Source organism: Pseudomonas sp. OE 28.3 (assembly GCF_014268205.2).
Lineage (GTDB): Bacteria > Pseudomonadota > Gammaproteobacteria > Pseudomonadales > Pseudomonadaceae > Aquipseudomonas > Aquipseudomonas edaphica.
This window is the reverse complement of record NZ_CP077082.1, coordinates 3,794,220-3,814,863: the sequence shown is the minus strand read 5'-3', so window position 1 is coordinate 3,814,863 and position 20,644 is coordinate 3,794,220. Positions and strand designations below refer to the sequence as shown.

The following is a 20,644-nucleotide window of genomic DNA, read 5'->3' as shown; positions in this document are numbered from 1 at the left end:
GAACCATTGTCATCAAGGTCCTGCGGCGACAAAGGGTTTTGCCTGACGCGGCCTTTCGCCCATAATCGTTCTTTTTGCCAGACCCCAAATCCCGCAGGAGCCCCATGGAGCAATTTCGCAATATCGGCATTATCGGTCGCCTGGGCAGTACCCAGGTGCTGGACACCGTCCGCCGGCTGAAAAAATTCCTGCTGGAACGCCACCTGCATGTGATCCTCGAAGACACCATCGCCGAAATCCTGCCCGGCCACGGCCTGCAAACCTCGTCGCGCAAGATGCTCGGCGAAGTCTGTGACATGGTTATTGTGGTCGGCGGCGACGGCAGCCTGCTGGGTGCCGCCCGTGCACTGGCGCGGCACAACGTGCCAGTGCTGGGGATCAACCGTGGCAGTTTGGGGTTCCTCACGGATATCCGCCCGGATGACCTCGAAGTCGAAGTGGCCAAGGTGCTCGACGGCCATTACCTGGTGGAAAACCGCTTCCTGCTGCAAGCCGAAGTACGCCGCCACGGCGAGGCCATCGGCCAGGGCGATGCGCTCAACGATGTGGTGCTGCACCCTGGCAAATCCACGCGCATGATCGAGTTCGAGCTGTATATCGACGGCCAGTTCGTGTGCAGCCAAAAGGCTGACGGCCTGATCGTCGCCACGCCGACCGGTTCTACCGCGTACGCACTGTCGGCCGGCGGTCCGATCATGCACCCCAAACTCGATGCCATTGTGATCGTGCCGATGTACCCCCATATGTTGTCCAGTCGGCCAATTGTGGTTGATGGCAACAGTGAGCTGAAAATCGTGGTGTCCAAAGACATGCAGATCTACCCGCAAGTCTCCTGCGACGGGCAGAACCATTTCACCTGCGCCCCCGGTGACACCATCACCGTGAGCAAAAAGGCACAGAAGTTGCGGTTGATCCACCCGCTGGACCACAACTACTACGAAGTGTGCCGCACCAAGCTGGGCTGGGGCAGCCGCTTGGGGGGTGGAGGCGACTGATGCTCGATCCCGCGCGTAGCTACGACCTGATTGGTGACGTGCACGGTTGCGCTCATACCCTTGAGCACTTACTCGACCGGCTGGGCTACCATAAACAGGCTGGAACCTGGCGCCATCCGACGCGTATGGCGGTGTTCCTCGGCGATATCATCGACCGTGGGCCACGCATCCGTGAGGCGCTGCATATCGTCCACGATATGACCGAGGCCGGCCAGGCGCTGTGCATCATGGGCAACCACGAGTTCAATGCGCTGGGCTGGAGCACGCCGGCGCCGCCGGGCAGTGGCAAGCAGTTCGTGCGCGAGCACAACCCACGCCATGCGCGGTTGATCCACGAAACCCTGACCCAGTTCGAGCACCACCCGGCCGACTGGCACGACTTCCTCGGCTGGTTCTACGACATGCCGCTGTTTGTCGACGCCGGGCGGTTTCGCGTGGTGCATGCGTGTTGGGACGAAGGCTTTATCCAGCCGCTGCGCGCCACCTTCCCGGATGGCTGCATCGACCAGCACTTTTTGCAGGCCGCCGCCGTGCCGGGCAGCTTTGCCTGCAACGCCTTCGACCGCCTGCTGCGCGGCACCGACATGCGCCTGCCGGACGGCCTGACGCTGACCGGTGGCGATGGCCTGACGCGCTCATTTTTCCGCACCAAATTCTGGGAAGACGACCCCAAAACCTACGGCGACATCGTGTTCCAGCCCGATGCACTGCCGGAACCGGTGGCGCGAACGCCGCTTTCGTCTACGGAAAAAAATTCCCTGCTGCGTTATGGCGTCGACGAACCGTTGTTGTTCGTCGGCCATTACTGGCGCAGCGGCAAGCCGGCGCCGATCCGCGACAACCTGGCCTGCCTGGACTACAGCGCGGTGCTTTACGGCAAGCTGGTGGCGTACCGACTGGACCAGGAAACCCGCCTGGATCCGCGTAAATTTGTATGGGTCGACGTTGAGCGGCCTGAGGTCACTGTATGAGTACGGTAGCTGTATTGCGCTTGCCGCTGAGTGTCGACTTGAGTGGTTTCGTCAAACTGCTGCAACGCATGCAAGTGCCCCATCGCGTCAGTGAAGAAGCAGGCGAGCAAGTGTTGTGGGTGCCCGAGAACATCAGCGCCGACGTGCAAGTGTTGTATCAACGCTTTCCCGCCGGTGACCCGGACCAGCAACTGGATATTCCCCAGCAGGCGCCCGTCACGCGGCCAAGCTTTGTTCAGCAAGTGCGTTTCAGTCCGGTGACGGCGCTGGTGCTGCTGGCGAGCATGATCGTTGGCGCGGTGACCTTGTTGGGTGAAAACCTGCAGACCATGAGCTGGCTGACCTTCCTGCCGTTTCGCGTGATGGGTGAGTACATCCAGTTCACCCCGTTTGCCGAGACTATGGCGTCAGGGGAGTGGTGGCGGCTGGTCACGCCGATGCTGATCCACTTCGGCATCCTGCACCTGGCCATGAATGGCATGTGGTACTGGGAGCTGGGCCGTCGTATCGAGTTGCGCCAGGGCAGTATCAACCTGCTGGGCCTGACCCTGTTGTTCAGCCTGGTGTCCAATTACGCGCAATACGCCTATGGCGGCCCGAGCCTGTTTGGCGGTTTGTCTGGCGTGTTGTATGGCCTGCTCGGGCATTGCTGGATCTTCCAATTGTTGTCGCCTAACCCGGCTTATCGTCTGCCGCGTGGCGTGCTGGCGATGATGCTGATTTGGCTGGTGCTCTGCATGTCGGGGCTGATCTCGATGATCGGTTTCGGCGAAATCGCCAACGCGGCTCACCTGAGCGGCTTGGTCATCGGTTGCCTGACGGGTTTGCTGGGCGGGTTGTACAACCGCCGCAAAGCCTCTATTTGATAAGGAAGAGCCTTATGTCCTCTTTTGCTGAAATGATCGAAAACATCACCCCGGACATCTACGAGAGCCTCAAGCTGGCCGTGGAAATCGGTAAGTGGTCCGATGGCCGCAAGCTCACTGCAGAGCAGCGCGAGCTGTCGCTGCAAGCGGTGATCGCCTGGGAAATCCAGAACCTGCCCGAAGAGCAGCGTACCGGCTACATGGGCCCGCAGGAATGCGCGTCCAAGTCGGCGCCGGTGCCGAACATTCTGTTCAAGTCGGATGCGATCCATTGATTGAAATTGGTCGCGGTGCAGTCAGTAAAATGTCGGCGCAACTCGGTGAGCCGACCGTTCAATACGCATTTCGCCTGGGCGACACCGAGGTGCCGGTCAACCCGTTGATCGGTACCCATGTGCGCCTGGAATACCTCGGTGCCATTCATTGCAGCCATTGCGGCCGCAAGACCAAGACCAGTTTCAGCCAGGGTTATTGCTACCCATGCATGACCAAACTGGCCCAGTGTGACCTGTGCATCATGAGCCCCGAGCGTTGCCATTACGACGCCGGCACCTGCCGTGATCCGGGCTGGGGCGAACAATTCTGCATGACCGACCACGTGGTGTACCTGGCCAACTCGTCGGGCATCAAGGTCGGCATCACCCGTGCCACCCAGTTGCCCACCCGCTGGCTCGACCAGGGCGCCAGCCAGGCGCTGCCGATCATGCGCGTGGCGACCCGTCAGCAATCCGGTTTCGTTGAAGACCTGTTTCGCAGCCAAGTGGCCGATAAAACCAACTGGCGTGCTTTACTCAAGGGCGATGCGCAATCGGTGGATCTCAAGCAGGTACGCGATGAGCTGTTCGCCACCTGCGCCGACGGCCTGCTGGGGTTGCAGGAACGCTTTGGCTTGCAGGCCATCCAACCGGTAACCGACATCGAGCCGATCGAAATTCGTTACCCGGTCGAGCAATACCCGGCCAAGATCGTCAGCTTCAACCTGGACAAGAACCCGATTGCCGAAGGCACGTTGCTGGGGATCAAGGGCCAGTACCTGATCTTCGACACCGGCGTTATCAACATTCGTAAGTACACGGCCTACCAGCTCGCCGTGCATCAGTAAAAAGGATGCTATCCATGCGCACCGAACAACCGAAGATGATTTACCTGAAGGACTATCAGGCGCCGGATTACCTGATCGAAGAAACGCACCTGACCTTCGAGTTGTTCGAGGACCATAGCCTGGTCCATGCGCAGCTGGTGATGCGCCGCAACCCCGAGCGCGGCACCGGCTTGCCGCCGCTGGTGCTCGATGGCCAGCAGCTGGAGCTGTTGACCGTCAACCTGGGTGACAGGGAACTGACCGAGGCCGACTACCAGTTGACCGACAGCCACCTGACCCTGCACCCGACCCGCGAAACCTTCACGGTCGACACCAGCGTGCGTATCCACCCGGAAACCAACACTGCCCTGGAAGGCCTGTACAAATCCAGCGGCATGTTCTGCACCCAGTGCGAGGCTGAAGGTTTCCGCAAGATCACTTACTACCTCGACCGCCCGGACGTGATGAGCACCTTCACCACCACGGTGATCGCCGAACAACACAGCTACCCGGTGCTGCTCTCCAACGGCAATCCGATTGCCAGTGGCCCCGGCGAAGACGGCCGTCATTGGGCGACCTGGGAAGACCCGTTCAAGAAACCTGCCTACCTGTTTGCATTGGTGGCCGGTGACTTGTGGTGCGTTGAAGACACTTTCACCACCATGACCAATCGTGAAGTGGCGCTGCGCATCTATGTCGAGCCGGAAAACATCGACAAGTGCCAGCACGCCATGACCAGCCTGAAAAAATCCATGCGCTGGGACGAAGAAACCTACGGTCGCGAGTACGACCTCGACATCTTCATGATCGTGGCCGTGAATGACTTCAACATGGGCGCCATGGAGAACAAGGGCCTCAATATTTTCAACTCCAGCGCCGTGCTGGCCCGCGCCGAAACCGCCACCGACGCTGCGCACCAGCGCGTCGAAGCGATTGTTGCTCACGAATACTTTCACAACTGGTCCGGCAACCGCGTGACCTGCCGTGACTGGTTTCAGCTGTCGCTCAAGGAAGGCTTCACCGTGTTCCGTGACTCGGGCTTCTCCGCCGACATGAACTCGGCCACGGTCAAGCGTATTCAGGACGTCGCGTACCTGCGCACGCATCAGTTCGCTGAAGACGCCGGCCCCATGGCCCACGCGGTACGCCCGGACAGCTTTATCGAGATCTCCAACTTCTACACCCTGACCGTGTACGAAAAGGGCTCGGAAGTGGTCGGCATGATCCACACCTTGCTCGGCGCTGAAGGCTTCCGTAAAGGCAGCGACCTGTACTTCGAGCGCCATGACGGCCAGGCTGTTACCTGTGATGACTTTATCAAGGCCATGGAAGACGCCAACGGCGCCGACCTCAGCCAGTTCAAGCGCTGGTACAGCCAGGCCGGTACGCCGCGCCTGGCGGTGAGCGAGTCCTTTGATGCCGCAGCCAAAACCTACAGCCTGACGTTCCGCCAGAGCTGCCCGCAAACGCCGGATAACGTTGAGAAACTGCCGTTCGTGATTCCGGTGGAGTTGGGCCTGTTGGACGGGCAGGGCGCCGCTATCGCCTTGCGCCTGGCTGGCGAAGCAGCGGCTGGCGGCACGTCACGGGTGATTTCGGTGACGCAAGCGGAGCAGACCTTCACCTTCGTCGACATCGCAGAAAAGCCGTTGCCTTCGCTGCTGCGCGGCTTCTCGGCGCCGGTGAAACTGAGCTTTCCGTACAACCGCGACCAACTGATGTTCCTGATGCAGCACGACAGCGATGGCTTCAACCGCTGGGATGCCGGCCAGCAATTGTCGGTGCAGGTGTTGCAGGAGCTGATCGCCCAGCATCAGCAAGGCCAGGCCTTGAAGTTGGACCAGCGTTTGATCGACGCACTGCGCACGGTGCTCAGCGATGAAAGCCTGGACCAGGCCATGGTCGCCGAAATGCTCTCGCTGCCAAGCGAGGCCTACCTCACGGAAATCAGCGAAGTGGCGGATGTGGAGGCCATCCACGCCGCCCGTGAGTACGCCCGCAAGCAACTGGCTGACAACCTGTTCGAAGCGCTGTGGCTGCGTTACCAGGCCAATCGCGAGCTGTCCAAGCAGACGCCTTATGTGGCGGCGGCCGAGCACTTCGCGCGGCGCGCCTTGCAGAACATCGCGCTGTCGTACCTGATGCTCAGCGGCAAGCCTGAAGTGTTGGCCGCAACGCTGGACCAGTTCGACACCAGCGATAACATGACCGAGCGTCTCACGGCATTGGCGGTGCTGGTGAACTCGCCGTTCGAAGCGGAAAAAGCCCAGGCGTTGGCGGTGTTTGCCGAGAACTTCAAGGACAACCCGTTGGTGATGGACCAGTGGTTCAGCGTGCAGGCGGGCAGCACGTTGCCGGGCGGGCTGGCGCGGGTCAAGGCACTGATGGAGCACTCGGCGTTCAACATCAAGAACCCGAACAAGGTGCGCGCACTGGTGGGTGCATTTGCCGGGCAGAACCTGATCAACTTCCATGCTGCAGACGGCTCGGGTTATCGCTTCCTGGCGGACCTGGTGATCCAGCTCAATGGCTTCAACCCCCAGATTGCTTCGCGCCAGTTGGCGCCGTTGACCCGCTGGCGTAAATACGACAGCGCCCGTCAAGCGCTGATGAGGGCGGAACTTGAGCGCATTCGTGCCTCCGGCGAGCTGTCGAGCGATGTATTCGAGGTGGTCAGCAAGAGCCTTGCGTAAACCGCGCGCATAAAAAAACGGCCTGAACAGGCTAATGCCAGTCAATTAAGACATAGCCGGTAATTGTGGCGAGGGAGCTTGCTCCCGTTGGGCGGCGTAGCAGTCCCATGCTTTTAAAGCAAAGAGCAGGGGCTGCTTCGCACCCCAGCGGGAGCAAGCTCCCTCGCCACAGGTTACTGGTTGTCAGTTCTAGCGCTCAACTGGCTGGCATTAGCCTGAACAGGCCGTTTTTTTTCGTCTCAAATAACCGGTGGGCGCGGTGTGTCTGCGCCGTGGTCGAGCGCGAAGCGCTCCGAGATAATCCCGTGGGGAACGCCCAATGGAATTGCGCCGGCAGTGTCCAGGCGGGCCACTTGCTCGTTCGACAGGCCGGCATAGTGGATCTTGCCGGCGCGCACCAAGTCATCGAAGCTGCGCAGTATCTCTTCCATCGGCGTGACGTTGTCGCTCATGTGCGCCCAGAGCAGGTCGATGTGATCGGTGTTCAAGCGTTTGAGGCTTTCTTCGACCGCCCGCACCATGTTCTTGCGGTTGTTGCCGAGTTTTGTAATTTATTCGGGCAAGGGTCTTTTTTGCTGCTGACATTTTCTGACAGGGCGCTCTGCTAAGCTGCGGCACTTTTTCCTTTTTCGGCGGGGTCCAAGTGTCGCGTACCACTCGTTTACTCACCTTGTTGCAGGCCCTGCGGGGCAAGAAGCGCCCGGTGACCGCGGCCGTACTGGCTGCGCAGTTGGAAGTCTCCGAGCGCACGCTGTACCGCGATATCGCTGAGCTGACGGCACTCGGCGCGCCGATTTTTGGTGAGGCGGGGGTGGGTTATGTGTTGCGCAGCGGGCTGTTTTTGCCACCATTGATGCTCAACGCCGAGGAAACTGAAGCCATCGTGCTGGGGTTACGCTATGTGGACCAGCGCGGCGACGACGTGCTCAGTCGTGCAGCGGCTAATGCCTTGGCAAAAATTGCCGATGTGCTCGACCCGGTTGCGCAGGAAGCCTTGCGTAACCCCACGCTGCTGCCGGGGCCGCCGGGGTTTGGCTACCCGGAAAATCGCGTACCGCTGAATGTGTTTCGTGAGGCGATTCGCAACCAGGCCAAGCTGCATATCGATTACGCAGACGCCAGCCAAACCCAGAGCCAGCGGTTGATCTGGCCGTTGGCATTGGGGTTTCTCAATGAGGTCCGTGTGATCGTGGCCTGGTGCGAGTTGCGTGGCGCTTACCGTACGTTTCGCACCGACCGGGTGGCCGCAGCTGACGCCCGAGGTGAGCGTTACCCTGGCCGGCGCAGCGACCTGCTGCGCGGCTGGCGCAAGTTGATGGAACACAATGATTCAGGACCGTTCACTCCTGACAAAAACTGACACAGGGCTGGCTTAGCATGGCGCCATAAATCACTAAAAAGGAGCTGTGCCATGTCTTTTCCAGCGTTAGCCCCCGCCATTGCAGCCTACATAACCGCGACCAATACCGGCGACACCTCAGCCATTGCCCAGTGCTTTGCCGATGATGCCAACGTATTCGATGAAGGCGATCATCAAGTTGGTCCGACAGCCATTGCCCGCTGGGTTGAAGACACCGGGCGTCGCTATCAGCCTCGTGTTGAAGTGATCAACGTGCAGCATCGCACCGGTAAGGTATTGGTCAGCAACAGGGTCTCCGGCAATTTCCCCGGTAGCCCTTTGGAGCTGCGTTATACCTTCCGCCTGAACGAGCAGGGCAAGATTTCACGGCTGGATATCTCGCTGTAAGTCATACTGGCACGCATGACTTTCGACTCGCCGCTTGCCGCCTACCAATACGCCATCGCCCAGCAAGGCTTCGTGCCCGACGACGCCCAGTGCCGGGCGGTGCAAGCCCTGCAAACCTGCTTTGAGGCCTTGCACCACGGCCGCTCGCCGATTCCCGGGGTTTACCTGTGGGGGCCGGTGGGCCGGGGCAAGACCTGGCTGATGGACCAGTTCTATCACAGCTTGCGTGTACCTGCGCGGCGCCAGCATTTTCATCACTTCATGGGCTGGGTGCATCAGCGCTCTTTCCAGCTCAGTGGCATCCATGACCCCTTGCAGGCTTTGGCGCGCGAACTCAGCCAGGACGTGCGCGTGTTGTGTTTCGACGAACTGTTCGTCAGCGACATCGGTGATGCGATCATTCTCGGCCGGCTGTTCCAGGTGATGTTCGAGGAGGGCGTGGTCATGGTCTGCACCTCCAACCAACCACCGGACGAGCTGTACGCAGGCGGCTTCAACCGCGAGCGATTCTTGCCGGGTATTGAGGCGCTCAAGCAACATATGCACGTGGTGGCAGTGGACGGTGGTGAAGATCACCGTTTGCATCCAGGTGTGGGGCTGCAGCGCTATTGGGTCAATCAGCCACAAGCGCTTGCCACACTGTTCAAACAGCTAAGCGAAGGCCAGGTGACCGGCAGCGGCGTGGTCAGCGTCGGGTACCGTTCGATAGTGGCGGTGCAGTCCAGCGACACGGTGTTCTGGTGCCGGTACGCCGATTTGTGCGAGCAACCCTTGGCAGCGATGGACTTTATGCTGCTGTGCGATCGCTACAAGGCGATCCTGCTGGGTGAAGTGCCCAACCTGAGCGCACAAAAACGTCCGGGACGGATTGCCCGTGGCACCGAAGATGGTGTTCAGCGAGTAATGGCCGGTGACCGTGAGTTGCCTGAATTGTCGGTACACGATGACAGTGTGCGGCGCTTCATCGCGCTGGTGGATGAGTGCTACGACCGCAAGGTGCCACTGTTTATCGAGGCCCAGGTGCCGTTGGCAAGTCTTTACACCGAGGGTTATCTGGAGTTTGCGTTCCGGCGCACCTTGAGTCGTTTGCAAGAGATGCAACTGCAGCGGTTCGGCGCCTAGGACAAATCCCAGGCCATTGGTGCTTGTTGGTGGGCGCAACCTTCGTCATTTCCGTCAGGTATTTGTAGCTAATCTCCTTCATCTGCGACGGGCTCCCCGCTTACAATTGTCTCCTCAAAGGGAACCGATTCCCTTGTTGTCGTGATTGAGGAAGGAAATGGACACCCCAGACATCCTGGTGCTGCAAGCCAGCTACACCAACCCCGTGCATGCCGAAGCCATTGGCCTGGTGCTTAACCATTACGCTGAAGACCCGATGGGTGGCGGTCACACCTTGCCGGCCGATCTGTTGCAGCAACTGCCAGCCGAACTGGCCAAGCGCCCCCACGCGTTCAGCGTACTGGCGTTTGTCGGCGGGGAGCCGGCGGGTCTGATCAATTGCTTTGAAGGTTTTTCGACGTTTGCCTGCCGCCCGCTGATCAACGTGCACGATGTGGTGGTGATGAATCAGTTTCGTGGCCTGGGGCTTAGCCAGAAAATGCTGCTCAAGGTCGAGGAAATTGCCCGCCAGCGCGGTTGCTGCAAGATCACCCTGGAAGTGCTCGAAGGCAATGACGTGGCGCAAGCGGCCTATCGCAAGTTTGGTTTTGATGATTCGATATTTGACCCCGCCCACGGCCGTATGCTGTTCTGGAGCAAACCGCTTTAAACACTGCGCTTAATATAGGCAACATAAAAAAGGCGCCATTAAATGGCGCCAAATTAACCTTTGCCAAAGGAGCGGATTGGCATAGGGGCATGCAGATTAACTAAAGATTAAATCAGCTGTTAGGCTGTTGTTCAGCGCTGTTTTGTTCGGGCTTTACAGACTTGCCGTCGGCCAGTGCTGTTTTGTCCGTGGTGCCGTGAATTTGCTGCTGGGTGAAGGCGAAGTTGTTGTAAAACTCCTTCGAGCGCTCTGAACCGCCCTCTGCGAAGGCGGCTACGGAGGTCAGGCTCATCAGGCCGGCAAGCATTAAGGTCGAAAGTTTCATGGCAGTATTCCCATTAAGAGTGAGTGGTGTTCGATCGCTCCGTGATCCGATTCATGGAGCGACTATGGGGCTGTCTTATTAAGTGGGAATTAACATGGAACGGCCCCGAAGTTAACGTTTTTGTTAACTTCGGGGATGCAGTTTATAGCCGCCAATCCAGTGCCAGTGTGATGGAGCGTGGGTCTCCCCAATACACGCCATTATAAAAACCGACGCGTTCGTAATATTTTTTATCAAATAGATTGTTGACGTTAACTGACGCCGAAACGTGTTCGTCGAATTGATAGCGCGACATCAGGTTGACCACGGTGTAGGCCTGCTGGGTGATCTTGGTGCTTTCGGTGATCAGCCGGCCGTCACTGTCCCGGCCACCGGTAGGGCGTGGGGCAAATTTGTAGAAATCGCTCTGCCAGTTAACCGCGCCACCTACGGTCAACCCGCGCCATTGGCCCGGCAGGCGATAGGCCGTCGATAGTTTCAACAGGTTGAGTGGCTGGTCGGTGTTGTTGCGCTGTTTATCACCATTGACCGAGTGGGTGTAGGTGTAGCCTGCTGTCAGGTTCCAGTCTGGCAGGACCTCGCCCGATGCTTCCACCTCAAAGCCCTGGACCTTGTTGCCTTTGCCGCCCGACTTGTAGAACTGCTCGCGCGTGACCGGATCCGGCGGTGCGCTGTTATCGAGTTCGGCGACGTTATCCTGGGTGCTCCAAAAGTACGCGGTGGCCAGGTTCAGGCGCTCATTGAGCAGGCTGCCCTTGAGCCCGACTTCGTAGTTGCTGCCCACCACCGGCTCCAGGTACTTCTTGCTGGAATCGCGCTCATCCTGAGGGTTGAAGATATCGGTGTAGCTGGCATACACGGTGTACTCGGGGGTGATGTCGTAGAGCAGCCCCGCATACGGCGTCCACATATCGTTGTGGGTCTGGCGAGTTTTGCTCGATTGAGTCAGTTGGTTATTGTCGTTGTACTGCGGCGAGACGCTTTCGATTTCCCAACTGCCATAGCGGCCGCCGAGTACAGCGTGCAGTTGGTCGGTGAGGCTCAGGCGCGTTGCCAGGTAACCGGCTTTCTGTTTTTTGCTGCTGTGTTCGCCTTTGAGGCCGGTGGTGCGGTCGGGGAACTTGGGGATACCGCCCATGTGCCGCCAGTCCTGAATGTTTTCATAACCTTCGGGTGTGCTGTAGCGCTGAAACGGCGATGAGTCTCGCTGCTCGGATTCGCCATACCCTGCCATCAGCTCATGTTCACGGCCAAACAATGAATAGGCCCCGGCAAGGTTGAAGTCCACCACGTCCATTTTCGATGTACCGACCATCTGGTTGGTCCAGGCGTTCATGCCGCTGCCATCCGGGTTGGGGTAGCCGGCGCCGCCGTAGTACACCTTGCCATCAGTATCACTCTGGCGATGGGTGTAGGCCGCCTTGAGGCGCCAGTCAGCGGACAGTTTATGGTCGATAGAGGCGAAGGTGGTCTTGTCTTTGAGTGGCCAGGAACTCCAGTCGGCAGCCATGTTGGCCGAGCGTGACAGTCGCGCCTTGCTGCCATCGCTGTTCCAGTAGGGCAGGGTGCCCCAAGAGGTGCCTTGCACATGTTTGTTCTGATAGTCCAAGCCTACGGCGACCACCGTGTCGTCGGTCAGGTCGCCTTCGAGGATGCCGTAGCCGACCTCCCGTTGCATGGCGTAATTGTCGCGATAGGACTGGCTGTCGCGATAGGCCAGTACCGTGCGTCCACGCAGTCGCCCATCAAACGCCAGGGGGCCGCCCACATCAACGTAGCTGTAGTAGTTGTCATGGCTGGCGCCGCTGACGCCGGCCCTGGCTTGCCAGTCTGCGGTCGGGCGCTTGCGGATCATGTTGACCGTGGCCGAGGGGTCACCCGCGCCGGTAGTCAGTCCGGTGGCACCGCGCACCACCTCGATGCGGTCGTAGATGATGGTGTCGGCATCCGGCTTCATGCGCCCGTAGGTGCTGAGCATGCCGTCGACCTGGTAGTTGCTGATCGAGTAGCCGCGGGAAGAGTAGCCGACCCGATCCGAGTCCAGGTGTTGCACCGTTATGCCTGTGGTCTGGCGCAGCACGTCAGTCAGGGTATTGAGGTTGAAGTCATCCATCTGCTGACGGGTGATCACCGAAACCGATTGCGGGGTTTCCTTGATCGACAGGTTCAGCTTGGTGGCGGTGTTCATCGAACCGGTGGTGTAGGCCCCGGTGTGTTCGGTGGTCGCGCCCAGGCCTTCGGCGGTGATGCTGGTGGCACCCAGCTCAAGGGCGCGTGGCGGGGCAGGCTCGGGGTCGGTTTCAGCCAGCAGGTCCGGGCTCAGCGCGACGCTGAACAGGCCAAGGGTGAGGGTCATGGAACGGGTAAAGGGCGCGAACATCGCGGCAGACTCCTTGTCGTCTTTGCGGCCTTCTCAGTAAGAGAAGGCCTTGGCTCAAAGACGAAAGGGCGCGCGGAACTTTAGGCTTAAACGAGAATGATTGTTATCTTTCTGTTACAAGGCTCACGCTATTTAGCAACCACTTCGGAGGCGTCTGACTTCTTCGGTTTGATCAGACTGAAATCAATCAAACCCTTTTTCTGGCCGATGTAAGGGTCACCAATCAGCAACGGGCGTGGCTTGAAGCTGTCGTTCACCAGGCTCTTGCTGCGGTCCCATTCATCGAAGCTCAGCCCGGCCAGGTCGGCCCAGGTGTGGATCAACTGCGAGCTGCTGTAAGGCCGCTGCAAATCGCTGGCAAAGCTCCAGTCATGGGTTTCGCGCCATTTCGGCGAGGCGTAGGCCATAAACGGGATGGTGTACATCGGCGCCGTCGGTTTGCCTTCGTTACGGCCCAGGGTACTGTGGCCGGCCGAGTCGAACACATCTTCGCCGTGGTCCGAGAGGTACAGCAGAAAGCCGTTCGGGTCGGTCTTGGCGTAATCCTTGATCAGGCTCGACACCACGAAATCGTTGTACAGCACCGCATTGTCGTAGCTGTTGTAGGTCGGCAACTGATCATCGCTGATGCCGGCCGGTACGCCCTGGCGATCGGTGAACTTGTCGAAGGTTGGCGGGTAGCGGTACTGGTAGCTCATGTGAGTGCCCAGCAGGTGCACCACGATGAACTTGCGCTCGGCGGGGTCGGCCAGGGCCTTGGCGAACGGTGCCAGCACGTCGCCGTCGTATTGGCGGGCGTTCTGGTTGCGGTTGTTGTTGAGGTACACCTGCTCGTCAGCCTGCTCGGAAAAGGTGGTGAGCATGGTGTTGCGCTTGGTCATGGTCTGCTGGTTGGTGATCCAGTAGGTCTTGTAGCCGGCCTGTTTCATCACGCTGACGATCGAGGGCGTCTTCAGGTACAGGTCCGGGTTCTCTTCGTCGGCAAACGTCAGCACCTGCTGCAGTGCTTCGATGGTGTAGGGCCGCGGAGTAATGACGTTGTCGAACACCGCCAATTGGTCGCGCAGCTTGTCCAGTTCCGGCGTGGTGTTGCGCGGGTAGCCATAGAGGCTCATGCGCTGACGGTTGGTGGATTCGCCGATTACCAGCACCAGGGTCGACGGCTGGTCGGCCATGGTGTCCTTGAGGTTCTTCAAGGGTGGGATCTTGCTGGCGCTGGTGAGCATGCCCTGCATGCTGTTGAGCTGTTCGGTGTAGCGGCGGTAGGCAACGATCATCTGCCATGGCACGGCCGGTTCGACGCGGCTTTCGAAACCGTCGATGGCCAGTTCCATGGTCGGGTTGGTTGCAATCTGCTTGACCAGCGGGTAACCGATCACGGCCAGCACAATGGCGGTGGCTGCCAGCAGCGCCTGGCCACGCGGCAGGTAAACCGGGCGCAGGCGGGTCCACAGGAATACGGCTACTGCGGTATGGGCGATGAATGCCAGCACGATCCACCAGGCGAAGTACTGGGTCGCGTATTCGCCGGCTTCAGAGATGTTCGACTCGAACATGATGAAGATGACGCTTTGCGAGAATTCCTGCTGGTAAATGAAGAAATAACCCAGGCTGGCCATCGAGCACGCCCACAGCACCACGCCGATCAAGCCCGCGAGCAAGCGCGTGCGCTTTGGGAACAGCAGCATCGGCGCGAGCCAGAACGCGCTCAGGAAGAAGGCTTGGCGAAAACCACTGAAACCGGAGGTGCCGGTCAGCTGGATCAGGAGTTGGGTAATACCCGAGAAATACCAGAAAAACAGGAACAACCAGCCAAGACCGGCCCAATCAAAGCCTTTCGCAGACTTGGTGCTGCGTTTGAACATCGCCATCCAGTACTCCAACCCGATAATTGCTCAGTCGCTGCGCAGGAATGCGCGCGACAGTGGGCCGCCGCGTGTGCGTGGCCCTATTCGGCGGGAGTATCGGGAGGAGGATGTGAAAACTTCGTGAGTTATTTCTGAAGGCTTTGTTCAGCTCAGGTTCAGCAAAGCGCAGGCTGGGTGCCGGATGCCTGATTGACCTGTGCTTGAAGGTGTGCGCGCAGACGCAGAACCTCCTGCTGCAGTTGATCGCGTTCTTCTTTTAATTGGCGCAATTCATCGCGACGCACGCTCACGTAGAGGGTCTGTGGCGGTCGGGTCATCTGTGCTGTGCTCATTGCTTACCTCGCAAATAGCCGGTAGATCGCGGTGCCGGAACGCGTCAATCGAGGTTCTCGGCAACAGTCGAAAGCAATTCTGAATTCTTTTTCGGGGCAATGGAACTTTTTTATTTTTGGTGGTCGCTGTGACTTTTTCAGCGGTGATGCTGAAACGATGGCGTTTTTTTGTCATGAAACTACACCGATCCGCTCTGGACTAACCCTCATTAGCCTCATTGCGCTATAAACTATGTCACACATTTATTTAGTAGTTAGGAGCATCAGCACATGCAACTGGGGATTATCGGACTAGGCCGCATGGGCGGTAACATTGCGCGGCGCCTGATGCTCAATGGGCATACCACCGTTGTATACGACCGTAACGAAGCATTCGTCAAAGGCCTGAGCGAGGAGGGCGCTACCGGCGTCGCCGACCTGAAGGCCCTGGTAGCCGGGCTGCAAAAGCCGCGCGCTGTGTGGGTGATGTTGCCGGCAGGCGCGCCCACCGAAGACACCATTAATACGCTCAGTGAGTTGCTCGAAGACGGTGACGTGATCATCGATGGCGGCAACACCATGTACAAAGATGACATTCGCCGAGCCAAGGCCTTGTCGGAAAAAGGCCTGCATTACGTTGACGTCGGCACCTCCGGCGGCGTCTGGGGCCTGGAGCGCGGTTACTGCATGATGATCGGCGGCGACGTCGAGACCGTGCAGCGCCTCGACCCGATTTTCGCCAGCCTGGCACCGGGCCTGGGCAGCATCCCGCGCACCAAGGACCGTTCGGCCTCTGCCGACAGCCGTGCCGAACACGGTTACATCCATGCAGGCCCAGCCGGTTCCGGGCACTTCGTGAAGATGATCCACAACGGCATCGAGTACGGGATGATGCAGGCCTTTGCTGAAGGCTTCGACATCCTCAAGACCAAAAACTCGGAGAACCTGCTGGAGCACGAGCGCTTCGACCTCAATGTTGCCGATATCGCCGAAGTCTGGCGCCGTGGCAGCGTGGTCTCGTCCTGGTTGCTGGACCTGACCGCCGACGCGTTGGCCACCGACCCGAAACTCGATGGCTACTCCGGTTCCGTGGCCGACAGTGGCGAAGGCCGCTGGACCATCGAAGCCGCCATGGAGCAAGCCGTGCCGGTACCGGTGCTGTCCACCTCGTTGTTCGCCCGCTTCCGTTCCCGTCAGCAGAGCACCTACGGTGACAAAATGCTGTCTGCCATGCGCTTCGGCTTTGGTGGCCATGTGGAGACTTCCAAAAAATGACCGCTAACGGCAAGAAACCCAAGGCCGAACCCGCTCCACCCACTACCTTGTTTCTGTTTGGCGCCCATGGCGACCTGGTCAAGCGCCTGCTCATGCCGGCGCTGTACAACCTGAGTCGCGACGGGTTGCTGGGCGACGGCCTGCGCATTGTCGGCGTTGATCACAACGCCATCAGTGACGCCGACTTCGCCAAGAAACTCGAAGACTTCATTCGCACCGAGGCCGCGAGCAAAGTCCGGGGCAATGCCGAAAACGCCCTGGACCCCGCGTTGTGGGCGCAGTTGGCCAAAGGCATCAGCTACGTCGAGGGCGATTTCCTCGACGACAGCACCTACGCCGACATCGGCAAGAAGATCGCCGACAGCGGCACCGGTAACGCGGTGTTCTACCTGGCGACTGCACCGCGCTTCTTCGGTGAAGTGGCGCAGCGCCTGGGCAGTGCCGGCTTGCTCAACGAAACCGATGATGGTTTCCGTCGTGTGGTGATCGAAAAACCCTTCGGGTCGGACCTTGCCACCGCCGAAGCGCTGAACGCGTGCCTGCTCAAGGTGATGAGCGAGAAGCAGATCTATCGCATCGACCATTACCTGGGCAAGGAGACGGTGCAGAACATCCTGATCAGCCGTTTCTCCAACGTGCTGTTCGAAGCGTTCTGGAACAACCATTACATCGACCACGTGCAAATCACTGCGGCGGAAACCGTCGGCGTCGAAACGCGGGGTAACTTCTTCGAGAAAACCGGCACCCTGCGCGACATGGTCCCCAACCACCTGTTCCAGCTCCTGGCGATGGTCGCCATGGAGCCGCCGGCGGCGTTTGGCGCTGATGCGGTGCGCGGTGAAAAGGCCAAGGTAGTGGGTGCGATCCGCCCGTGGTCGTTGGAAGATGCGCGCGCCAACTCGGTACGCGGCCAATACAGCGCTGGCGAAATCGGCGGCAAGTCGTTGCCCGGTTATCGTGAAGAAGCCAACGTTGCGCCTGATAGCAGCACTGAGACGTTTGTCGCCCTCAAGGTGATGATCGACAACTGGCGTTGGGTCGGCGTGCCGTTCTACCTGCGTACTGGCAAGCGCATGAGCATCCGTGACACCGAAATCGTGATCTGCTTCAAGCACGCGCCGTATGCGCAGTTCCGCGACACGGATGTGGATGAGCTTAAGCCCACCTACCTTAAAATCCAGATCCAGCCAAACGAAGGTATGTGGTTCGACCTGTTGGCCAAAAAACCCGGGCCGGCCCTGGAAATGGCCAATATCGAGTTGGGTTTCGACTACAAGGACTTCTTCGAAATGCAGCCGTCGACCGGGTATGAAACCCTGATCTACGACTGCATGACCGGCGACCAGACCTTGTTCCAGCGCGCCGACAACATCGAAAATGGCTGGCGTGCGGTGCAGCCGTTCCTGGATGCCTGGAAGCAGGATGACGCGATTCAGGCTTACAAGGCCGGAGAAGACGGCCCCGCGGCCGCCGACGAGTTGCTGGCCCGCGATGGTCGCACCTGGCATAGCCTCGGATGAGTGATGCAGCGATTCATCCCATCCAGTTGGTGCTCAGTGATGTAGACGGGACCTTGTTGCATCCTGACCATCGCCTTAGCCAGCGCACTGCCGATACTGTCCGCGCGTTGCGTGACGCGGGGGTATTTTTCAGCCTGGCCAGCGGGCGGCCGCCCAAGGCCATGCTGCACCTTATCGAAACGTTCGGTATTGATGTGCCGGTCGCGGGTTTTAATGGCGGCACGTTGATCAACCCGGATGGCAGCATCCTGGTTGCCCATCATCTGCCGGCAGAGGCGGCGTTGGTGACACTGGCGCTGTTTTCGGCCGAACCGGATGTGGAAGTCTGGGTGTTCGCTGACGGCGATTGGCTGCGCCGTGATCCGCCTGGGCCGATGATGCAGCGTGAAGCCGATGGCTTGGGCTACGGGCCGGTGGTGGTGGAGAGTTTTGAGCCGTACCTGGACCGGGTCGACAAGATCGTTGCTGCCAGCAACAACACGCAGTTATTGGTGGAGCTGGAAGCGCAGTTGCAGCCCAAGGTGCAGGGCCTGGCGCAGGTATCATGCTCGCAGCCGGTGTACCTGGATGTCACGGCCATGCTCGCCAACAAGGGCGAGGCCTTGAAAACCTTGGCCGCGCACCTTGGTGTGCGCATGGAACAAACGGCAGCTATCGGCGACGGCGGCAATGACCCGGCGATGTTTGCAGTGGCGGGTTTGTCGATTGCGATGGGGCAGGCGGAAGAAACGGTCAAGCGCCAAGCCAGTGTTGTGACCGGCAGCAATGTCGAGGACGGCGCAGCTGAAGCGATCGAGCGCTTTATTCTCGTACCGCGATAAGCCGCTTACGTTGTGATGCTCAACTTCCGATCATTGTTATACAATGATCGGAAGTTACTGCCGCGTCTTACTTGGGCATGGTCCACGACAACAACTGATGGCCATCTTTGTCGAGTTCGGCACGCGCCTGCAACAACAAATCCTCAAGTTGAGTCGGATCGGTATAAGTACTCGAAGACAGCTGTTTGCTGCCGATGCGGGTATTGGTACGGTCGATGACGCTCAGGCTGAGGGCGCCGTTGCCATCGTGCCAGGCCACGCACTGAAAGGGCTGGAAGGCACGGTCTGCGATCAAAAGAGCTTCGTTGATGCGGAGCGGGGCGTTCATGTGGGTCTTCTCTCTAAATGCCCAGTCATTTAAGTACCGTCGGTTGGGCGAGCCAGACGGTGAGTTACTTGTACTGATGCACGATGGCAGGGTACGGGTCACATCTTAGATCAAGAAATTTCAACTTTTCGTGATTGGCGTCATGTAAGCGGCTGTTTTGAAAGCGCATTGAGTGTGGCGGTCGCGCCTGATTTTTTGGCCCCAGCGACGCCGAGATGGCTTTGTGCCCAGACTTATAGCGAAATAATACAAAGGCTGCGTCAATAACTTGCTAGTGTTAGCGCCAGGCCGCACAAACCGTTGTTTATAAATAACTTTAACAATTTTGGCGCCAAGGAATAGTCATGGTTGTTACACCTGTCCAACGACGCTTGCTTGTAGTCGACCCGTGCGACGACTGCCACCAGCTATTGCCTGGTTTGCACAGTGCGGGGTGGGAAGTGGACAGCTGCACGCTCGGCGCCGTAGGCGACAGGTCGTGCGATGTGGGGCTGTTGCGCCTGCAGCCCTATCACCTGGAGCGCCCGGAGGCCGTCAAGGAATTGATCAGCCGCAGCGGCACCGAATGGATCGCGGTGCTCAGCCAGGATGTACTACGCCTGCAAAATGTCGGTGATTTTGTCTGTGAATGGTTTTTTGACTTCCACACTTTGCCGTTTGATGTGGCACGCGTGCAGGTCACGCTAGGGCGTGCATTCGGCATGGCCCGCTTGCGCGGCAAGGGCCACACACTGATCGACGCGCAGGAACACGAGCTGCTGGGCGACAGCCGGCCCATTCGTGAGCTGCGCAAATTACTCGCCAAGCTGGCACCTACAGAGTCGCCGGTGCTGATTCGCGGCGACAGCGGCACCGGCAAAGAGCTGGTGGCCAAGACCCTGCATCGCCAATCCCAGCGTCATGCCAAGCCCTTTGTCGCGATCAACTGCGGTGCCATTCCCGAGCACCTGATCCAGTCCGAACTGTTTGGCCATGAAAAAGGTGCGTTCACCGGCGCGCATCAGCGCAAGGTCGGGCGTATCGAAGCGGCCCACGGTGGCACGTTGTTTCTCGATGAGATCGGCGACTTGCCAATGGAACTGCAAGCCAACTTGCTGCGTTTCCTGCAGGAAAAGCAGATCGAGCGCGTCGGTGGCAGCCAGCCCATCCCGGTGGATGTGCGGGTGCTGGCGGCGACCCACGTGGACCTGGAAGCGGCGGTTGAGAAGGGCACGTTTCGCGAGGACTTGTATTACCGGCTTAATGTCCTGCAGGTGATAACCGCGCCGCTGCGTGAGCGGCATGGCGATGTGGCCATGCTGGCCAACCATTTCTCACGTTTCTACAGCCAGGAAACCGGGCGCAGGCCGCGCAGTTTCAGTGAGGATGCTCTGGTTGCCCTGGGCCAACACCCGTGGCCGGGCAACGTGCGCGAATTGGCGAACCGCGTGCGCCGTGGCCTGGTATTGGCAGAAGGGCGTCAGATCGAAGCCGGTGACCTGGGGTTGCAGTGCGAGCAGGCAATTGCGCCACCGATGGCTACACTGGAAGATTACAAGCACCGCGCTGAACGCCAGGCGTTGTGCGATGTGCTCAACCGGCACAGCGATAACATGAGTATCGCGGCCCGCGTGCTGGGCGTGTCCCGGCCGACGTTCTACCGGTTGCTGCACAAACACCAGATCCGCTAGGGCGGGTAACCGAAAAGCCCCG

The 20,644-nt window shown here is 59.3% G+C and carries 19 protein-coding genes and 1 pseudogene; 14 read left to right on the top strand and 6 right to left on the bottom strand.

The annotated features are described in order from the left end of the window. Positions 1-104: 104 nt before the first annotated feature. Genes HU759_RS17050 through pepN form a run of 6 tightly spaced genes read left to right on the top strand, consistent with a single transcriptional unit; the run spans position 105 to position 6,606 of the window. Positions 105-995, top strand: coding sequence for an NAD(+) kinase (locus HU759_RS17050; protein WP_010210870.1), 891 nt, complete (start codon positions 105-107; stop codon positions 993-995). Beyond that, complete coding sequence (locus tag HU759_RS17045; protein WP_186617738.1) at positions 995-1,966, top strand: metallophosphoesterase; 972 nt, start codon at positions 995-997, stop codon at positions 1,964-1,966. Before HU759_RS17050 ends, HU759_RS17045 begins: the two co-directional genes overlap by 1 nt. Continuing rightward, positions 1,963-2,832: a rhomboid family intramembrane serine protease gene (locus HU759_RS17040; RefSeq protein WP_186617740.1), complete on the top strand. Its 870-nt coding sequence runs from the start codon at positions 1,963-1,965 to the stop codon at positions 2,830-2,832. Before HU759_RS17045 ends, HU759_RS17040 begins: the two co-directional genes overlap by 4 nt. A gap of 14 nt (positions 2,833-2,846) precedes the next feature. Next, entirely contained in the window at positions 2,847-3,107 is a 261-nt protein-coding gene (locus HU759_RS17035; RefSeq protein ID WP_017138108.1) for a DUF1315 family protein, read from the top strand. Continuing rightward, positions 3,104-3,934 (top strand): DUF2797 domain-containing protein, encoded by an 831-nt coding sequence (locus HU759_RS17030; protein WP_056860307.1) that lies wholly within the window; start codon positions 3,104-3,106, stop codon positions 3,932-3,934. The genes HU759_RS17035 and HU759_RS17030 overlap by 4 nt, the downstream gene beginning before the upstream one ends. A gap of 14 nt (positions 3,935-3,948) precedes the next feature. Further along, a complete protein-coding gene (gene pepN, locus HU759_RS17025) occupies positions 3,949-6,606 on the top strand; it encodes an aminopeptidase N (RefSeq protein ID WP_186617742.1) in 2,658 nt (885 codons plus the stop codon). 338 nt (positions 6,607-6,944) lie between these two features. Here the strand turns inward: pepN and HU759_RS17020 are convergent. After that, positions 6,945-7,165, bottom strand: a pseudogene (locus HU759_RS17020) (aldo/keto reductase); the annotation flags it as partial. A gap of 84 nt (positions 7,166-7,249) precedes the next feature. Here HU759_RS17020 and HU759_RS17015 point away from each other — a divergent pair. From HU759_RS17015 to HU759_RS17000, 4 genes are all read left to right on the top strand, one after another. After that, on the top strand, positions 7,250-7,966 hold the full coding sequence (locus HU759_RS17015; protein ID WP_017138113.1) for a YafY family protein: 717 nt from the start codon (positions 7,250-7,252) through the stop codon (positions 7,964-7,966). Between the two features lie 51 nt (positions 7,967-8,017). Beyond that, positions 8,018-8,353 carry a nuclear transport factor 2 family protein gene (locus tag HU759_RS17010; protein WP_017138114.1) on the top strand — a complete coding sequence of 112 codons (336 nt, stop codon included), beginning with the start codon at positions 8,018-8,020 and terminating at the stop codon, positions 8,351-8,353. Between the two features lie 15 nt (positions 8,354-8,368). Then, entirely contained in the window at positions 8,369-9,475 is a 1,107-nt protein-coding gene (gene zapE, locus HU759_RS17005; protein ID WP_186617745.1) for a cell division protein ZapE, read from the top strand. A 157-nt stretch (positions 9,476-9,632) separates the two neighbouring features. After that, a complete protein-coding gene (locus HU759_RS17000; RefSeq protein WP_017138116.1) occupies positions 9,633-10,124 on the top strand; it encodes a GNAT family N-acetyltransferase in 492 nt (163 codons plus the stop codon). A gap of 112 nt (positions 10,125-10,236) precedes the next feature. Here the strand turns inward: HU759_RS17000 and HU759_RS16995 are convergent, their stop codons facing one another. The 4 genes from HU759_RS16995 to HU759_RS16980 all read right to left on the bottom strand — a co-directional run bounded on the left by HU759_RS16995 (position 10,237) and on the right by HU759_RS16980 (position 15,029). Beyond that, on the bottom strand, positions 10,237-10,449 hold the full coding sequence (locus HU759_RS16995) for a hypothetical protein (protein ID WP_017138117.1): 213 nt from the start codon (positions 10,447-10,449) through the stop codon (positions 10,237-10,239). Positions 10,450-10,591: 142 nt separating this feature from the next. Continuing rightward, positions 10,592-12,829 (bottom strand): TonB-dependent siderophore receptor, encoded by a 2,238-nt coding sequence (locus HU759_RS16990; RefSeq protein WP_017138118.1) that lies wholly within the window; start codon positions 12,827-12,829, stop codon positions 10,592-10,594. A 128-nt stretch (positions 12,830-12,957) separates the two neighbouring features. Next, a complete protein-coding gene (locus HU759_RS16985) occupies positions 12,958-14,700 on the bottom strand; it encodes a phosphoethanolamine transferase CptA (protein ID WP_017138119.1) in 1,743 nt (580 codons plus the stop codon). Positions 14,701-14,852: 152 nt separating this feature from the next. Further along, complete coding sequence (locus tag HU759_RS16980; protein ID WP_256349299.1) at positions 14,853-15,029, bottom strand: DUF6026 family protein; 177 nt, start codon at positions 15,027-15,029, stop codon at positions 14,853-14,855. A 270-nt stretch (positions 15,030-15,299) separates the two neighbouring features. Here HU759_RS16980 and gnd point away from each other — a divergent pair, with 270 nt between their 5' ends. Genes gnd through HU759_RS16965 form a run of 3 tightly spaced genes read left to right on the top strand, consistent with a single transcriptional unit; the run spans position 15,300 to position 18,624 of the window. Next, positions 15,300-16,283, top strand: coding sequence for a phosphogluconate dehydrogenase (NAD(+)-dependent, decarboxylating) (gene gnd / locus HU759_RS16975; RefSeq protein WP_186617747.1), 984 nt, complete (start codon positions 15,300-15,302; stop codon positions 16,281-16,283). Continuing rightward, positions 16,280-17,803: a glucose-6-phosphate dehydrogenase gene (gene zwf / locus HU759_RS16970; protein ID WP_017138122.1), complete on the top strand. Its 1,524-nt coding sequence runs from the start codon at positions 16,280-16,282 to the stop codon at positions 17,801-17,803. Before gnd ends, zwf begins: the two co-directional genes overlap by 4 nt. Further along, positions 17,800-18,624: a Cof-type HAD-IIB family hydrolase gene (locus HU759_RS16965; RefSeq protein ID WP_186617748.1), complete on the top strand. Its 825-nt coding sequence runs from the start codon at positions 17,800-17,802 to the stop codon at positions 18,622-18,624. Before zwf ends, HU759_RS16965 begins: the two co-directional genes overlap by 4 nt. Positions 18,625-18,691: 67 nt before the next feature. Here HU759_RS16965 and HU759_RS16960 read toward each other — a convergent pair whose 3' ends face one another. Further along, positions 18,692-18,952, bottom strand: coding sequence for a hypothetical protein (locus HU759_RS16960; protein ID WP_170039662.1), 261 nt, complete (start codon positions 18,950-18,952; stop codon positions 18,692-18,694). Positions 18,953-19,296: 344 nt separating this feature from the next. Here HU759_RS16960 and HU759_RS16955 point away from each other — a divergent pair, with 344 nt between their 5' ends. After that, positions 19,297-20,622, top strand: a complete 1,326-nt coding sequence (locus tag HU759_RS16955; RefSeq protein ID WP_017138125.1) for a sigma-54 dependent transcriptional regulator — start codon at positions 19,297-19,299, stop codon at positions 20,620-20,622. Positions 20,623-20,644: the final 22 nt, after the last annotated feature.

Coding starts and splice junctions, on each gene's coding strand:
- HU759_RS16985 (WP_017138119.1), bottom strand. CDS start 14,700: ATGGCGATGTTCAAACGCAGCACCAAGTCTGCGAAAGGCTTTGATTGG.
- HU759_RS17050 (WP_010210870.1), top strand. CDS start 105: ATGGAGCAATTTCGCAATATCGGCATTATCGGTCGCCTGGGCAGTACC.
- HU759_RS17035 (WP_017138108.1), top strand. CDS start 2,847: ATGTCCTCTTTTGCTGAAATGATCGAAAACATCACCCCGGACATCTAC.
- HU759_RS17000 (WP_017138116.1), top strand. CDS start 9,633: ATGGACACCCCAGACATCCTGGTGCTGCAAGCCAGCTACACCAACCCC.
- HU759_RS17040 (WP_186617740.1), top strand. CDS start 1,963: ATGAGTACGGTAGCTGTATTGCGCTTGCCGCTGAGTGTCGACTTGAGT.
- gnd (WP_186617747.1), top strand. CDS start 15,300: ATGCAACTGGGGATTATCGGACTAGGCCGCATGGGCGGTAACATTGCG.
- HU759_RS17045 (WP_186617738.1), top strand. CDS start 995: ATGCTCGATCCCGCGCGTAGCTACGACCTGATTGGTGACGTGCACGGT.
- pepN (WP_186617742.1), top strand. CDS start 3,949: ATGCGCACCGAACAACCGAAGATGATTTACCTGAAGGACTATCAGGCG.
- HU759_RS16995 (WP_017138117.1), bottom strand. CDS start 10,449: ATGAAACTTTCGACCTTAATGCTTGCCGGCCTGATGAGCCTGACCTCC.
- HU759_RS16955 (WP_017138125.1), top strand. CDS start 19,297: ATGGTTGTTACACCTGTCCAACGACGCTTGCTTGTAGTCGACCCGTGC.
- HU759_RS16965 (WP_186617748.1), top strand. CDS start 17,800: ATGAGTGATGCAGCGATTCATCCCATCCAGTTGGTGCTCAGTGATGTA.
- HU759_RS17010 (WP_017138114.1), top strand. CDS start 8,018: ATGTCTTTTCCAGCGTTAGCCCCCGCCATTGCAGCCTACATAACCGCG.
- zapE (WP_186617745.1), top strand. CDS start 8,369: ATGACTTTCGACTCGCCGCTTGCCGCCTACCAATACGCCATCGCCCAG.
- HU759_RS16990 (WP_017138118.1), bottom strand. CDS start 12,829: ATGTTCGCGCCCTTTACCCGTTCCATGACCCTCACCCTTGGCCTGTTC.
- zwf (WP_017138122.1), top strand. CDS start 16,280: ATGACCGCTAACGGCAAGAAACCCAAGGCCGAACCCGCTCCACCCACT.
- HU759_RS16960 (WP_170039662.1), bottom strand. CDS start 18,952: ATGAACGCCCCGCTCCGCATCAACGAAGCTCTTTTGATCGCAGACCGT.
- HU759_RS16980 (WP_256349299.1), bottom strand. CDS start 15,029: ATGAGCACAGCACAGATGACCCGACCGCCACAGACCCTCTACGTGAGC.